We start from the raw sequence: 14656 nt of genomic DNA, 5'->3' as shown, positions 1-14656 counted from the left end.
CGGACGGGCCAAGTGGACGCGTTTGTCGAGACCCTGGTTGAGTGGCGCCCCCTCGCGGCGACAGTTCTGGGCGTCGTAGCCTTGCTCGCCATGATCCTGGTGCGCCAGATCAACGCTTTTTCCGCCCTGCTGGTGGCCACATTCGGAACCGGCCTGCTTGCGGGCCTCGCGCCCGATGCCGTTGTGACCTCGGTCACGCAGGGCATGGGCGGCGTGCTCGGATTCATCGCCGTCATCGTCGGGCTTGGCGCCCTGCTGGGCGGCTATCTCGAGGCATCGGGAGGCGCGGCGGCCCTCGCACAAAGCCTGGTCGGATCGCGCGAGCCGAGCCGCGCTTCTATTGCAATGGGAGTGGTGGGTAGCGCCATCGCGATCCCGGTGTTCTTCGATGTCGGCTTGGTGCTGCTGTTCCCCCTCGTGGCCTCGCTCGCGCACACATCCGGCCGTCCGGCCCTCTATTTCGGCCTGCCGCTCCTGGCAGGCCTCGCGACCGCCCACGCCTTCATTCCGCCGACCCCGGGGCCTGTGGCCGTGGCCGAAATTCTTTCGGCCGAAATCGGTCTTGTTATCCTGTGCGGCTTTGCCGCAGGCCTGCCAGCCATGCTGATCGCCGGCCCTCTTCTCACGCGAGCGCTCGCCAGCAAAGGCGCGCTGCCGGAAGGGCAGGTGAATCTCCTGGAGGTTCGCAGCGAGAAGGTCCCGGCCGATCCACGCCTTGCCAGGCGCGCGATCGCCTCTATCGGCCTCCCGATCATCCTGATCGTTACCGGCGCGCTCGCCGGGCCGCTTGGCGCACCGCCTGCGATGCGGGAAGCGGCTGAGTTCATCGGTCATCCCTTCGTTGCGCTGATCATTGCCTGCGGCGTCACGGCCGTCCTCCTCGCTCCGTGCGACCAGCAGGAGCGCGAGAGGCGGGACGATGTTCTGGCCCGTGCGCTCGAACCCACCGCCGTAATCCTGTTGGTGACCGGTGCTGGCGGGGCGTTCAAACAGGTCCTTGTCGACACAGGGGCCGGTGCCATGCTTGCCGAAAGCTTGCTGGGACTGGGTATCGCACCCCTGCTCGCAGGCTTCCTGCTGGCACTTGTCGTGCGCGTTGCGCAAGGATCGGCGACGGTGGCGATGCTGACCGCTGCGGGCCTGACGGCGCCTGTTGCTGTCGAAGCGGGCCTGCCGCCGATCGATCTCGCCTTGCTCACCATCGCGATTGCCTCGGGCGCGAGCATGGCCAGTCACGTGAACGATTCCGGGTTCTGGCTGGTCTCGCGCTATTTCGGCCTGAGCTCGGCGGAAACGCTGCGGACATGGACGCTGTCTTCGACCTTTGTGGGGCTCACCGGCTTCGCCGTCGTGCTGGTTCTTGCTCTAGTCTTCTAGCTTCCATGCGATGGCCCGCGCGATCGCCCGCGGGTCATCCGACGCATCGACCCGCAAAGCATCCTCGGGCGCTTCCAGAGCTTCGAGCTGGCTGTCGGCAAGTGAGGCAGGCATGAAGTGGTTCTCCCGCTCTTCCAGACGCCGAACCAGTTCGCCGCGCTCTGCATCCAGCAGAACGAACAGGACATTCCGCTTGCTTTCCGACCGCAAGCGATCCTGCACGTAAGTCGTTAGCGCCGAGCAGGCGAGCACGAGGCGGCTCGCGGGCCGGCGCACGCTTTCTCCTACGAGCGCATCGACCCAGGCCTTGCGATCCTCATCGGTCAGGGGTGATCCGCCCGCCATCTTCTGCCGATTGGCCGGTGGATGATAATCATCCCCCTCGATGAAGGGGATATCGGCCATCTCCGAAAGAATACGCCCCACCGTCGACTTGCCGCAACCGCTCGGTCCCATGAGGACTATCAGGCTGCGGGGTCCGAACACTCAGGATCCGCAGGTCTTCATGGCATCGATGTCCGGGGCGAGACGGATGTCAGAGAGCCCGACGGATGCGGGGCCCTTCGAGCCGATCACCAGCCCCGTGTTCACCTGCGAGAGGTCAATGCCGCGATCGGCGAAGCAGGAGAGGCTGACGCGGACTTCCTGCCATTCCTCGCTCACCACCGGCACCCGGATCGGTGCGGCGCATTGTTCCGCGCCCGTGCAGCCGAGGCCGATTTCAAGCTCGGCCGGCTCGGCGCCGAAGTTGCGGGCGAAGAAAGCCAGTTCCATTGCACCGTTGCTTTGCCGCGAGAAATCGACCGTGTCGAATGTTCCAAAGCGCACGAGCGGCCCGCCGCGGCGCCAGTCGATCCGGAGCGAATCCTCCTGGGCAGCGCGATCCGTGCCGGAGAAGGCGAGGTCGCCGCCATCCCAAGTCGTGCCGTTCATGCGCGTTTGCGCCCCGTCGATCAGCCCGTAGAGGGACCACGGCACGGCAACCCTGCCGCCGGTGAACAGCACGTCACCGCTCGCCGAGCTTGCAAGGTCGATGCCCGGATCCTCCGGCAAGGTTCCGACCGTGCTCTCGTCTCCGAAACTCAGCCCGTAGCCGTAGGGGAACAGGGGGTCGTAGTCCGCCTGCCCGACGTTGAGGACAGCCTGGCCCGCGTCGCGCGGCCAGGAGAACGACAGGCGACCGGTGAAATCATAGGCAGGGTCGGTCTGGAAGAGGACATCGGCAACGCCTGCCCCCTGACTTCCGGGCAGCCAGGCCGCGACAAATGCGTCCGAGGCGTTGATCTCCGGATTGGTCCATAGCGGACGGCCGGAAAGGAATACCGAAACCACCGGAATACCGGCCTCGCGGAAAGCGGCGAGCCGCGCCGTGTCGAACTCGCCGTCGTCGAAATCGACGTTCTGCCGATCGCCCTGGAACTCGGCGTAAGCATCCTCGCCATAGACCGCGATGACCACATCGGCGGCCGGCGCACCGGTCCCGTCACGGTCGAACACGACGGTTCCGCCGCGCGCTTCGACCGCGCTTCGGATCCCGTCGAGGATTGAAGTCCCGCCGGGGAATTCGTCATTGGTGTGCGCCCCGCCCTGCCACGAAAGCGTCCACCCGCCAGAAGCCTTGGCGATGCTGTCCGCACCATCGCCGACCACAAGGACCCGCCCGGTACCCTCTAAGGGCAGGAGCTGGCCTTCGTTCTTGAGCAGCACGAGCGATTTGCGCACCGCCTCGCGCGCCAGTGCGGCGTGGTCCGGACTGGAAAGCTGGCTCGTATCACCAGCCCCGCGACGGGCGCTCGGAGGTGCCTTTTCGAAAAGGCCGTAGTTCAGCTTCACCCGCAGGATACGGCGCACCGCATCGTCTAGCCGCGCCATCGGGACGCGCCCTGACTTCGCATGGGCCAGCGTGCTTTCGTAGAGGCCTTTCCAGCTGTCGGGCGCCATGAACATGTCGAGCCCTGCATCGAGCGCCTCGGGACAATCGGTGTTGCTGCACCCCGGGATCTGGCCGTGGGCGTTCCAGTCGCTGACGACAAAGCCGTTGAACCCCATCCGGCCCTTGAGCACATCGGTGATCAGCGGGCGGTTGGCGGTCATCTTGACGCCCTGCCAGCTGGAGAAGGAGATCATGACCGTCTGAACGCCGGCTTCGATAGCGGGCAGGTATCCCATCGCGTGGACATCGCGCAGCTCTTCTTCGGAGATGCTGGCATCGCCCTGATCGCGTCCGCCATCGGTACCGCCGTCGGCGATGAAATGCTTGGCAGAGGACAGGATGCGCCCATCGGAAAGGAAGGAGTCCGATCCGAAGGCGCCTTGCAAGCCTTCGACGATCCGATCGGAATAGGAGACGACAATTTCGGGGCTTTCCGAAAAGCCCTCATACCCCCTGCCCCAGCGATCGTCGCGCGGCACGGCCAACGTGGGCGCAAAGGTCCAGTCGTGGCCGGAGACGACCAGTTCGCGCGCAGTCGCCCGCATGATCCGTTCAACGAGGTCGGGATCGTTCGCAGCGCCAAGGCCGACGTTGTGCGGAAAAACGGTCGCCCCAAACAGATTGGCGTGACCGTGAACCGCATCGATCCCCCAGATAATCGGGATCGCAATGTCGACGCCCTCAGCATCGGTCGATGCGTTCCAGTAGGCATCGGCCAGCTCCAGCCACGCATCCGCGCTGGCATAGGGCAGCGGCCCCGGAGCGGAGTTGCCGCCGCTGAGGACCGAGCCGAGCCGGTACTGCTTCACTTCTTCGGGCGTGACCGCGCTCGAATCGGCCTGGATGATCTGACCGACTTTCTGTTCCAAGGTCATGCGGGCCATGATGCGATCGATCCGCGCTTCGATTTCCGGATCGAGCGGCAAGGGTTCGAGCGCCGGCCAGATCTCCGGATGGATCATGCCTTCGCCATCGATCGGGACGGACGAACCGGCCCGGTCCTCGGCGTCCTGCGCTGCCGCGCTTGTCGCGCAGAGGGGCATCACGCTGGTCGCCAGCAGCATTGCGCGCGTTAGTGCATTCATGATCTAAAAACCGATCCCATCCCATTGCCGATGCCTGGACGATTCCGGACATCACCCGAGTCATCGCAGCGGTTTTTGACAAGGTTGTCAACATGAGATTATAGGCGTTTCCGGGAGGATAGTGATGCAGGCAATTGTCACGCGGCGGTCCATCTTGGCCGGCGGGACCGGGGCGCTTCTGGCCGGCTGCATGGGCAGCCACGGCAACAGGCAGGCCCAGGCCCTCAACCCGATCGGGTTCGAGCGGTTCACTCCCGACTTCGACGCGCGGATCGACACCAGCCAGGCAGGGCGCCTGCTCGCTTCCGGCTATCAGTGGGCCGAGGGTCCGGCCTGGGACGCCAGGCGACAGACGCTCTACTTCACCGACGTCCCCGCAAATCGGGCCTACCGATGGAGCGAGACCGGCGGGGCAAGCGTTTTTCTCGATCCGTCGGGCGCGCAGGAGGCGGCAGAAGGTTTTCGCGAACCCGGGGCGAACGGCCTGCTTCTCTCACGCGATGGCCGCCTTACCATCTGCAACCATGGTGAGCGCGCCGTGCAGGCAATGGACCTTACCACCGGACGACGCGAAACGCTGGCGAGCCGGTTTGAAGGCAAGCGCTTCAACAGCCCCAACGATGTGATCGAGGCGGCAGACGGAACGCTCTTCTTCACCGATCCGCCCTATGGGCTCGCCGGCCTCGACGCCTCACCGCTAAAGGAGATGGCCGCAAACGGCGTGTACCGCCTCTCTCCTGACGGGACTCTCTCCCGCATTGTCGAGGACATGACCTTCCCAAACGGCGTGGCACTATCGCTGGACGAGAAAGCGCTTTTCATCAGCCAGTCGGACCCGTCCGCATCAATCGTCCGAAAGCTCGACTTGAGAGCGGGTGCAAGGCCGCACACATGGTTCGATGCCACACCCTATCGGCAGGGTCACGCCGGCCTGCCGGATGGCATGGCCATGGCGGCGAACGGCGACCTTTTTCTCGCAGGTCCGGGCGGGGTTCTCGTCATCGACAGGGAGGGCGTTTGCCATGGGCGCATTGCCACCGGCCGGGCGACCGCCAACTGCGCGTTCGGCGAGGATGGGCACACCCTCTTCATCACCGCACAGGACCGCCTGCTTGCCGTGCGCACCAAAGTTTCCGCCAGCCGAACGGCAAGCGCTTGAAAGCGCGCCTTGCATCCTCCATCCCCGCTGCACATCGTGGAAGGATAGCCTGCCCAATGTGGGCGGACCGCATGGGCCGGTGTAAGGGGGTTGGGTGAGCAAATCGGGTTCCAGCAAGACAGCCAAAATGAAAGACGTCGCCGACCTGGCGGGCGTCTCCATCAAGACCGTCTCGCGCGTCCTCAACAACGAACCGCACGTCAAAGAGAAGCTGCAGCGCAAGGTGCGCGAGGCGGTCGCGCAGCTGAATTATGTGCCCAGCCAATCGGCCCGTTCGCTGCGCGGCAACCGTTCCTACGATATTGCCCTCATCTGCCACACGACCAATTCGAGCTACATCAACGCCATCCAGTTCGGCGCGGTTATCGCTTGCCAGGAGCGCGGGTACCAGCTTTCGATCAACCTGTTCGAAGGGCTCTCGGGCAAATCTGTTAAGGAAATCCGCGAAGCGTTCGAGGGCCTGCTGCTCCACCGCAAGCCGGACGCGGTCATGCTGGTGGCTCCCTATGCCACGAGCGACAAGGTCGATTTCGTGCTGAAAGAGCTCGGCCTGCCGTCCGTGCGGATCGGACCGGTCGACATCGCCAACCGCGGTGTCCTCGTCGAGATCGACGATTACCAGGCCTCGATCGAACTCACGAACCACTTGCTGGGCCTCGGCCATCGGCGGATCGGTTTTGTCCGCGGTATCGAGGACCAGCGGTCCAGCCATATTCGCTTTGCCGGCTTCACCGTCGCCATGGAGGCCGCCGACCTCTCCGTCGATCCTGCGCTGGTACGTCCGGGTGAATTCGATTTCGAATCGGGTTTCGAAGCGGGGGAATACTTCCTCGGCCTCAAGGAACGACCGACTGCAATCTTCTGTTCGAACGACGACATGGCCGCCGGCGTGGTTGCCGCCTGCAATGTCCACCGCGTGGCCGTGCCGGAAGAAATGTCCGTCGTCGGGTTCGACGATGCCGACGTGGCCACACGGATGCGCCCCTTGTTGACCACCGTTCGCCAGCCGCTCGGCGAGCTGGGCGCAACCGCTGTGCGGGAGCTGATATCCCAGCTCAGCACGCGCGGCACGGTCGAAGCGCGCCGGATCGTGCTCGATCACGAATTCGTGCTGCGCGACACCACCGCCCCGCCGAAACCCTGACCCACACACCCCCGGGAGGATCCGCCATGAAGTATCGCAGTCTATTGATAACGTTGTCGGGCTTTGCGCTGTCGGCCTCGGCGCCCTCCATCGCTGCCGATGAACCGATCGCGCAGGCTTTCACCGCGAAACGCTGCGTCAACATGGGCAACGCGCTGGAAACGCCCAAGGGCTACGACTGGGGAGGCCGCGCCTATACCGAGGCCGATTACAACCGGATCGCCGCCGCCGGCTTCGATACGGTTCGTATCCCGGTGCGCTGGAGCGATTACACCGGCCCGGCCCCAAGCTTCCGGATCCATCCCGATTTCGCCGCCCTGGTCGACCAGCAGATTGCCTGGGCAACGGCGGCAGGGCTCAACGTCGTGCTGAACGTCCATCATTTCGAAGAGATCATGGACGAGCCCGAAACGCAGATGGAACGCTACCGCGCGATCTGGAGCGAGCTGGCGACGCGCTACGCCGATCTGCCCGACAGCGTCTGGTTCGAAACGCTCAACGAACCGCATAAGGAACTGAAAGGCGCCGCCATGCGGCAGACGCAAGCCCAGGCGCTGGCCATCATCCGTGCGCGCAACCCCAATCGCATCGTGATCCTGGGCGGCGAGGAGTGGTCGGGCATCCGCACGCTCGAAACCAATCTCGCAAGCGACGATCCCAACGTGGTCTACACCTTCCACTATTACGACCCGTTCGATTTCACCCACCAGCAGGCTTCTTGGCTTGGCGAGGACATGCCGAAAGGCACACGCGGCTGGGGATCGGCCGAGGACCGCGCGCAGCTGGCAGCAGACGTGAACACTGCGACGGCCTTCAGGGAAGCGACCGGGCGCCCCGTCTTCCTTGGAGAGTTCGGTGCCCATTCCCCGATCGACAACGCCGAGCGAACCGAATGGGCCGCTGCCGTCTCGAAGGCCATGGGGGATGCTGGCATCCCCTGGTGCCTGTGGTCCTACGGGAATACCTTCGCGCTTTACACCGAAGAGACCGGGTGGGACGAGGACATGCTCAAGGCCCTCATTCCCGAGGGCTGAGGCGGGGCGTCTAGCCCATCAGGTGCGCAAAACTCATGGCCACCGAGGCGAGCGGATCCTCGGGGTTGTCATGCTCGACATAGAAGGTCTCCAGACCCGCCTGTCCCGCTTCGGCGAGATAGGCAGCGAAGTCGATGGTGCCTTTGCCAACCGAGACCATGCTTCCATCCCTCGCGCGATCCTTGATGTGGCACGAACGGAAACGCCCGGGCGCTCTTGCAAAGAGGTCGCGCGGATCGACCCCGGCTTCCGCGGCCCAGAAGAAATCGATCTCCATGGCGACGAGCTCAGGATCCGCGCGCTCCAGCAGGATGTCGTAGCCCTTCGTGCCATCCCCCAGATCTAGAAATTCGAACTCGTGATTGTGATAGCCGAGCTGGATCCCGGCCGCCTTGGCCTCTTCCCCGCGCTGGTTGAGCAGGTCGGCCAGCGCACGGTATTTGTCGCCGCTGCGCTCTTCCTCCGGTATCCAGCCGAGATAGAGCGCCTGCTGGCCGACAATCCCGGCTGTATCGAGCTGCTCGGCGAAGCCTTCGCGAAGCTGGGGCAGGCGGATATGGCCGGACCGGCTCACCAGCCCGAGATCGTCCATCGCCGCGCGGACTTCTTTCGGGTCGTGATCGAAAAATCCTGCGGTTTCGCAATCGTTGAAACCGATCTTTGCCAGCGCCGCCAGCGTGCCTGCGAAATCCGCCTCGAACAGGTCGCGGACGGTGTAGAGCTGGACGCCCAGGCGACCGGCATAGGGCGGCGCCGCAGCCGGAGCGGTGGTTGCGGCAGGCGAACAGGCAAGGACGCCCGCTCCGAGCGCGCCTGCAAGAAAGGTCCGGCGGCTGGTCTCGAATGTCGTCATCACAAACGTCCTTCTTGCATCTGGCGTGCGGCATAGTCCGCGGCGCGCGCGGTCAACGCCATAAAGGTGAGCGAGGGGTTCTGGCACGCGATGGAGGCAAAGGCCGAACCATCGGTGGCGAAGACATTGGGCACATCGTGCATCTGGTTCCACTTGTTAAGGACCGATGTCGCCGGATCGCTGCCCATCCGCGCACCGCCCATTTCATGGATGCACCGCCCGGGAATGGCTTCGCTCTCGAACGCCTCGATTTCGCTCGCACCGGCGGCTTCGAGCATCGCTGCGGCATCGCGCTTCATGGCGGCACGCATCTTTGCCTCGTTCTCGCCCCAGCGCACGTCGACATGCACCTGCGGGATGCCGAAGGCGTCCTTCTTGGTCTCGTGGAGCGTGACGCGGTTCTCCGCGCTCGGGAGGTGTTCGCCGAAACCCTGCAAGGTGAAGTACCACGGACCCGGCTGGCGCAGCGAGGTCTTCAGACCCTCTCCGAACTCCCCGCCGCCGAGAGCGCGAGTCCAGGATGATCGGCCGCTGCCGCCCTGGAACGCGAAACCGCGCAGGAATTCCCCGTCGGTGCGGTTGTCGAGATTGGCGTAGCGCACAAGGTAGATGCCGTTGGGCCGGCGGCCTGCGAAATACTTGTCCTCGAAGCCGGGCATCAGACCGCTCGCGCCCACCCGGTGGTGGTGGTCCATCACGTAGCGGCCAAGAACCCCGCTCGAATTCCCAAGGCCGGTCGGGTGCGCTTCGGAACGCGAATTCAGCAGAACCTGCAAGGTCCCGATGGTCGAAGCGCACAGGAAGATCACCCGCGCGCCGATTTCTTGGCGTTCGCGGGTCTTGCGGTTGACGACCTTCACCCCGCTCGCACGCCCGGTCGCCGGATCATAGGTGACCTCCTCCACATGGGTATCGGTCAGCATGGTGAGGTTGCCCGTGTTCTGGGCGGCCGGGAGCGTCGCAGAGACGCTCGAGAAATAGGCGCCGAAAGAGCAGCCCCGCTCGCACTGGTTGCGGAACTGGCAGCTGCCGCGGCCAAGGGCTAACTGCTCCTGCGTCGGTTCGGTCAGATGCGCGGCCCGGCCGATGATCAGCCGCCGGTCGGGAAACGCCGCTTCGATCCCTTGCTTGGCGTGTTTCTCGACGCAGGTCATCTCCATCGGCGGCTGGAAGATGCTGTCGGGAAGCTGCGGCAGCCCCTCGCGCGATCCGCTGATGCCGACGAAGCGTTCGACATGTTCGTACCACGGTTCGACATCGGCGTAGCGGATGGGCCAGTCGGTGCCGTGGCCATCGGCCTTGTTCGCGCCGAAATCGGTATCGCTCCAGCGATAGCTCTGGCGCGCCCACATCAGCGACTTGCCGCCGACCTGGTCGCCGCGCAGCCACTGGAACGGCGCATCGTCGGGATGCGAGTAGGGGTTCTCGCGGTCGTTGATGAAGAAGTTGCGGGTGCTTTCGCGAAAGGCGTAGCACTCGTTCTGGATCGGGTAGTCGCTTTCGACGAGCTTCGGATCGACCCGGTCGCGGAACTCCATGTCCCACGGCTCCATGTTCTCGCCGACATAGTCGGCTCCGCGTTCGGTCTGCTTGCCGCGCTCGATGACGAGCACCTTCATTCCGCGCTCGCAGAACTCCTTGGCGGCCCAGCCGCCCGACATGCCAGAGCCGACGACGATGACATCGAAGGATTGGTTGATAGCCATGAATACGATCCTGTCAGACGCCGCGATCGAGCCAGGCCCGGCCGACGTCTTCGAATGGGAGGCAGCCGATATGGCGGCCCGGGATTTCCTCGTAGGCAAGCTCCTCGGTCGCCGCTTCGGAGGTGTAGAAACCGAACACGGTCATGTCGTGGAGCTGCTGCCATGTGTCCTTGCCTGGGGTGCCATCGGCTGTCCCTGCCAGCTTGCCGAGAACGTCATCCTGCGTGTCCGGCGTCGCCGCAGCGAAGTCTGAAGCACCCTCGCCTTTTGCCAGCGCGGCGATCGCGTCGAGACCGGCAGCAAAGTCGGACTGCTGTTCGGGTGTCATGTGCTGCTGGAAGACGGCGGCGATGTACTCCGGCACGCCGGCTTCGATCGCACCGGGCGTATCGGTTGCGGGGATGATCCGGCCGACCAGGGCCTTGAGCAGGGCCGTGTGCTTATCGAGTGTTGCGGGAGCGGCAGAGCAGCCACCGAGGGTCGCAATCGAGGGCAGGACGACTGCGGCCCCGGCGATGGTAACAAAGCCGCGCAAAGCCGTACGGCGGTCCATGGAATGCGAGCCGATTGTCATGATGACTTCTCCGCCGATTGTTCGAGCGGTTTTCGCGCGAGGTAGAGCACCGCGAAAATCGCGATCAGCACGGCAGGGAAGTACACCAGCTGCGACAAGGCCCCTTGCCCGGCGGCCACTTCGACCGCCGTGCCTTCCAGCCCGCTCGCCTCGGCGCTGGACCTCGCGCTGTCGATCCAGCTGCCGATGATGGGGTTCCAGATCGTCAGGGCGAACATGCCGGCTGCTCCGACTAGGCTCATGCCAAGGGCACCCGAGCGCGGCACATACTGCGCCGTCACCCCGATCATCGTGGGCCAGAAATAGCACACGCCGACGGCGAAGATGATTGCCGAGACATAGACCATGGCCCCGCTTGCCGAGGCCATCAGGAACAGGCCGAGGGTCGTCAGCACCGCGCTCATCAACAGGACGCCTAGCGGGTTGAGCGCGTGGATGAGGGGGCCTGCGAAATAGCGGCCCACGGCCATGATGCCGGTGACCATGCCGAGCACGATCATCGCCTGTCCGGGAAGGTTGCCAAGCTGTGCGCCAAGGATGCGATCCACCCATTGCTGGGTCCCAAGCTCCGAGGTCGCGGTGATGCTCATGATCGCCATCAGCACCACCAGCAGCGCCGCATCTCGTCCGCGCCCAGCGCGAAACAGCATGAGCAAGAAGGTGAGGCCCAGCACCAGCACCAGCGGGAGCACGAAGGTGCCGGGCAGTCCGCCTACCAGATCGTTCGGCGTGCCAATCAGCACCAGCAGTCCGAGGATCGCCCCCATGAGCAAGATGCCTCTCGTATCGAGCTCGACGATCCGCTCGCTCTCGGCCACATCGGGAAAGCGCGTGGTGAAGACCAAGAAGCCATAGATCGCGGTCGGGATCAGCATCACCGCGATCTGCGGCTGCCAGCCAATCCCGGCGTTCGTCATGAGGTAGGACACGACCGCGCCGATCACGATGCCGCCGGGGAACCAGACGTGGAAGCGGTTGAGCCACTTCGTCTTGTCGTCCTCGTAGAGGTCGGCGACCAGGGGGTTGCAGGCCGCCTCGACCGAACCGTTGGCGAAGCCGATGAAGAAGGTCGAAACCAGCAGGCCGAGAAACCCATCGGCAAGGATCGTCAGGACCAGCCCGAGCAGATGGCCGACAAAGGCCAGGATCATGATCAGGCGCGGGCCGAGCTTGTTGTAGAGGAACCCGAACACGACCATCGCCAGCGGAAAGCCCAGGAAGGCCATGCTGTTGACCCAGCCAAGCTGCGTATCGCTAAGCGCGAACTGGTCCGAAAGCTGGGTCAGGATCCCCGCGCGGATCGCGAAGGTCATCGCGGTCACGATCAGCGAGAGACAGGCGAGCAGGAACAGCCGGCTGCGGTTGATCTCGGTAGGCGCGATCGCCTCCATTGGTGCGGTTGCCATAATTCCCTCTCCCCGGCCCAGCGGTCAGTTCTCTATGCCGAGCGCGCGGGCGATCTTTCCCTCGTCCTCGGAGCCGCCGGCGAAATCGTCGAAGGCGTAGGGCGTCGGGCGAATGATGTGATCGGCAATGAACGGGGCGCCTTCGGCCGCGCCCTGTTCGGGATGCTTGAAGCAGCATTCCCACTCCAGCACCGCCCAGCCGTCGAATCCGTAGTGGGTGAGCTTGCTGAAGATCTGCCGGAAATCGACCTGGCCATCGCCGAGCGAGCGGAACCGGCCCGCACGTTCGGCCCAGTCGCGGTAGCCGCCGTAAACGCCGGTGCGGGCGTCGGGACGGAATTCGGCATCCTTCACATGGAAGGCCTTTATCCGCTCGTGGTACCGGTCGATGAAGCCAAGGTAATCGAGCTGCTGCAGGACGAAGTGGCTCGGATCGTAGAGAATGTTCGCGCGCGGATGGAAATCGACAGCCTCGAGGAAGGTCTCGAAGCTCGCGCCATCGTGGAGGTCCTCGCCCGGATGGATTTCGAAGGCGACGTCGATGCCGTTGTCCTCGTAAACATCGAGGATCGGGCGCCAGCGCTTGGCAAGCTCGGCAAAGCCCGCTTCGACGAGCCCCGCCGGGCGCTGCGGCCATGGATAGACCAAGTGCCACATGAGCGCGCCGGAGAAGCTCGCGCAGGCTTTCAGGCCAAGGCGACGCGAAGCGATCGCCGCCTTCTCCATCTGCTCGACCGCCCAAGCCTGGCGTTCCGCAGGCTTCCCGTGAAGCTCTGCCGGCGCGAAGGCGTCGAACAGCTCGTCATAGGCGGGATGCACCGCAACCAGCTGGCCCTGCAGATGCGTGGACAGTTCCGTGATCGCAAGACCACGCTCGGCGCAGCGGCCGGCTAGTTCGTCGCAATAGTCCTGGCTTTCGGCAGCCAGATCGAGGTCGATGCAGCGCGCGTCGTTCGAGGGCACCTGGATGCCCTTGTATCCGAGCGATGCCACCCAGTCGGCGATCGTGTCGAGCCGATCGTAGGGCGGCTCGTCACGCAGGAACTGGGCGAGGAAGATGGCGGGTCCGCGGATTTCCTTCATGACAGCAATCCTTTCCGGTCTGGCCCCGCGCTTGGTTCGGCAATGTCGGTCCAGGCTCCGCCGTTCGCCGCGCTCGCGACGCAGGCCTCGAGGAAAGCCATGCCCCGCAACGCCTCGGCAATGCCGGGCACGCCGTGGGCAGCGGGTGAAGAGCCGGCACGGATCGCCGCGGCAAAATCGCGGTAGATGTTGGCAAGCGCCTCGAAATACCCTTCCGGATGCCCCGATGGCAGGCGGCAGCGCGCCAGCGCTTCCTCGCACAGCGGCTTGTCGACGCCTGCGCGGTGGCAGAGGACGCTGCCGTCGCCGCGCTTCTCGACAAGCGTGTTCGATTCCATCTGGCGCCACTCCAGCCCGGCGTTTTCGCCAAAGACGCGAATGGTCAGATCGTTCTCGTCGCCGGCACAGACCTGACTAGCAACCAGCACGCCGGTCGCCCCGCATTCCATTTCGAAGCTCGCCTCGCCGTCATCGTCGAGCAGCCGCCCGTCGAAATGGCTGCGCAGGCGGGCCGCGACGCGGGCCACGCGCGAATCCGCGATGAATTCCGCAAGGCTGTGCGCGTGGCTACCAATGTCACCGAATGCGCCCGCCGGTCCCGAACGCGCCGGGTCGGTGCGCCATTCCGCCTGCCGGCTGCCCTGGGCTTCCACCTGGGAGGCAAGCCAACCCTGTGTGTATTCGACGAGGATACGGCGCACGGGCCCGAAACCGGGCTGGCGCACGATGTGCCGTGCCTGCCACACCATCGGATAGCCAAGATAGGTGTGAGTGAGCCCGTAAGCCGTGCCGCTGGCTTCCAGCGCCTCGGCGAGCTCTTCCACCTCGGCAAGCGAAATCCCCGCCGGTTTGTCGGACAGGACATGGAAGCCCGCCCCTGCCGCAGCGAGCGCAAGGGGAACGTGGCTGTCGTTGGGTGTCACGATAACCGCCGCTTCCATCGCACCGTGCTCAAGCGCGCTTTCGGCTGCGAAGAGTTCGCTGGCATCGGAATGGGACCGCGCCGGATCGAGATGGAGCTCAGCCCCGGTTGTGCGCGCGTTTTCGGGATTGCGGCTGAACGCACCGCATACGAGCTGTGTCGCGCCGTCGAGTCGCGCAGCAGCCCGATGGACGGCGCCAATAAACGCACCCTGCCCGCCGCCAATCATCCCAAGACGCAAGGCTCCCGCCGCTGTCAAGCACCCCTCCCTCGATTGCTTATTGTCTTACGTTGTCAATTTGGTATGCCCTTCGGCAGAGAGCGTCAAGAGAGCGTTCGCATTATTGGGCGGAAAGGCCAAGCGCCGCCGTTGACAGGGC

The 14656-nt window shown here is 64.7% G+C and carries 12 protein-coding genes; 4 read left to right on the top strand and 8 right to left on the bottom strand.

The window, feature by feature from the left end; translation table 11 throughout:
- Positions 1-12 precede the first annotated feature (12 nt).
- A complete protein-coding gene (locus KUV82_RS03240) occupies positions 13-1377 on the top strand; it encodes a GntT/GntP/DsdX family permease (protein ID WP_219955468.1) in 1365 nt (454 codons plus the stop codon).
- Here the strand turns inward: KUV82_RS03240 and KUV82_RS03235 are convergent.
- Both KUV82_RS03235 and KUV82_RS03230 read right to left on the bottom strand, forming a co-directional pair.
- The gene (locus KUV82_RS03235) at positions 1366-1833 is read right to left on the bottom strand and encodes a gluconokinase (RefSeq protein WP_219956190.1); all 468 of its coding nucleotides are present in this window, start codon (positions 1831-1833) and stop codon (positions 1366-1368) included. The two genes, KUV82_RS03240 and KUV82_RS03235, sit on opposite strands and share 12 nt — an antisense overlap.
- A 30-nt stretch (positions 1834-1863) precedes the next feature.
- A complete protein-coding gene (locus KUV82_RS03230) occupies positions 1864-4395 on the bottom strand; it encodes a glycoside hydrolase family 3 protein (RefSeq protein ID WP_219955467.1) in 2532 nt (843 codons plus the stop codon).
- A gap of 124 nt (positions 4396-4519) precedes the next feature.
- Between KUV82_RS03230 and KUV82_RS03225 the strand changes: the two genes are divergently transcribed.
- From KUV82_RS03225 to KUV82_RS03215, 3 genes are all read left to right on the top strand, one after another.
- Entirely contained in the window at positions 4520-5554 is a 1035-nt protein-coding gene (locus KUV82_RS03225; RefSeq protein ID WP_219955466.1) for an SMP-30/gluconolactonase/LRE family protein, read from the top strand.
- A gap of 127 nt (positions 5555-5681) precedes the next feature.
- On the top strand, positions 5682-6698 hold the full coding sequence (locus tag KUV82_RS03220; protein ID WP_219955465.1) for a LacI family DNA-binding transcriptional regulator: 1017 nt from the start codon (positions 5682-5684) through the stop codon (positions 6696-6698).
- 26 nt (positions 6699-6724) lie between these two features.
- Positions 6725-7732 (top strand): glycoside hydrolase family 5 protein, encoded by a 1008-nt coding sequence (locus tag KUV82_RS03215; protein ID WP_219955464.1) that lies wholly within the window; start codon positions 6725-6727, stop codon positions 7730-7732.
- Positions 7733-7742: 10 nt separating this feature from the next.
- On the opposite strand, the gene KUV82_RS03210 is transcribed toward KUV82_RS03215, so the two are convergent.
- Genes KUV82_RS03210 through KUV82_RS03185 form a run of 6 tightly spaced genes read right to left on the bottom strand, consistent with a single transcriptional unit; the run spans position 7743 to position 14535 of the window.
- Positions 7743-8585 (bottom strand): sugar phosphate isomerase/epimerase family protein, encoded by an 843-nt coding sequence (locus KUV82_RS03210; protein ID WP_219955463.1) that lies wholly within the window; start codon positions 8583-8585, stop codon positions 7743-7745.
- Positions 8585-10291 (bottom strand): GMC oxidoreductase, encoded by a 1707-nt coding sequence (locus KUV82_RS03205; RefSeq protein WP_219955462.1) that lies wholly within the window; start codon positions 10289-10291, stop codon positions 8585-8587. Before KUV82_RS03205 ends, KUV82_RS03210 begins: the two co-directional genes overlap by 1 nt.
- A 13-nt stretch (positions 10292-10304) precedes the next feature.
- Positions 10305-10865, bottom strand: coding sequence for a gluconate 2-dehydrogenase subunit 3 family protein (locus KUV82_RS03200; RefSeq protein ID WP_219955461.1), 561 nt, complete (start codon positions 10863-10865; stop codon positions 10305-10307).
- Entirely contained in the window at positions 10862-12271 is a 1410-nt protein-coding gene (locus KUV82_RS03195) for an MFS transporter (protein WP_219955460.1), read from the bottom strand. The genes KUV82_RS03200 and KUV82_RS03195 overlap by 4 nt, the downstream gene beginning before the upstream one ends.
- Positions 12272-12295: 24 nt before the next feature.
- Positions 12296-13354 (bottom strand): sugar phosphate isomerase/epimerase family protein, encoded by a 1059-nt coding sequence (locus KUV82_RS03190; protein ID WP_219955459.1) that lies wholly within the window; start codon positions 13352-13354, stop codon positions 12296-12298.
- Positions 13351-14535 (bottom strand): Gfo/Idh/MocA family protein, encoded by a 1185-nt coding sequence (locus KUV82_RS03185; RefSeq protein WP_258319825.1) that lies wholly within the window; start codon positions 14533-14535, stop codon positions 13351-13353. Before KUV82_RS03185 ends, KUV82_RS03190 begins: the two co-directional genes overlap by 4 nt.
- Between the last annotated feature and the right edge of the window lie 121 nt (positions 14536-14656).

Source organism: Qipengyuania flava, from assembly GCF_019448255.1.
In the GTDB taxonomy this organism is placed as follows: Bacteria; Pseudomonadota; Alphaproteobacteria; order Sphingomonadales; family Sphingomonadaceae; genus Qipengyuania; species Qipengyuania flava_A.
This window is presented reverse-complemented; position numbering and strand designations above follow the sequence as displayed.

Bases quoted from the DNA above. Each gene is read 5' to 3' on its own strand.
- KUV82_RS03235 (WP_219956190.1), bottom strand. From the start codon at position 1,833: ATGGGACCGAGCGGTTGCGGCAAGTCGACGGTGGGGCGTATTCTTTCG.
- KUV82_RS03230 (WP_219955467.1), bottom strand. From the start codon at position 4,395: ATGAATGCACTAACGCGCGCAATGCTGCTGGCGACCAGCGTGATGCCC.
- KUV82_RS03225 (WP_219955466.1), top strand. From the start codon at position 4,520: ATGCAGGCAATTGTCACGCGGCGGTCCATCTTGGCCGGCGGGACCGGG.
- KUV82_RS03220 (WP_219955465.1), top strand. From the start codon at position 5,682: ATGAAAGACGTCGCCGACCTGGCGGGCGTCTCCATCAAGACCGTCTCG.
- KUV82_RS03215 (WP_219955464.1), top strand. From the start codon at position 6,725: ATGAAGTATCGCAGTCTATTGATAACGTTGTCGGGCTTTGCGCTGTCG.
- KUV82_RS03210 (WP_219955463.1), bottom strand. From the start codon at position 8,585: ATGACGACATTCGAGACCAGCCGCCGGACCTTTCTTGCAGGCGCGCTC.
- KUV82_RS03205 (WP_219955462.1), bottom strand. From the start codon at position 10,291: ATGGCTATCAACCAATCCTTCGATGTCATCGTCGTCGGCTCTGGCATG.
- KUV82_RS03200 (WP_219955461.1), bottom strand. From the start codon at position 10,865: ATGACAATCGGCTCGCATTCCATGGACCGCCGTACGGCTTTGCGCGGC.
- KUV82_RS03195 (WP_219955460.1), bottom strand. From the start codon at position 12,271: ATGGCAACCGCACCAATGGAGGCGATCGCGCCTACCGAGATCAACCGC.
- KUV82_RS03190 (WP_219955459.1), bottom strand. From the start codon at position 13,354: ATGAAGGAAATCCGCGGACCCGCCATCTTCCTCGCCCAGTTCCTGCGT.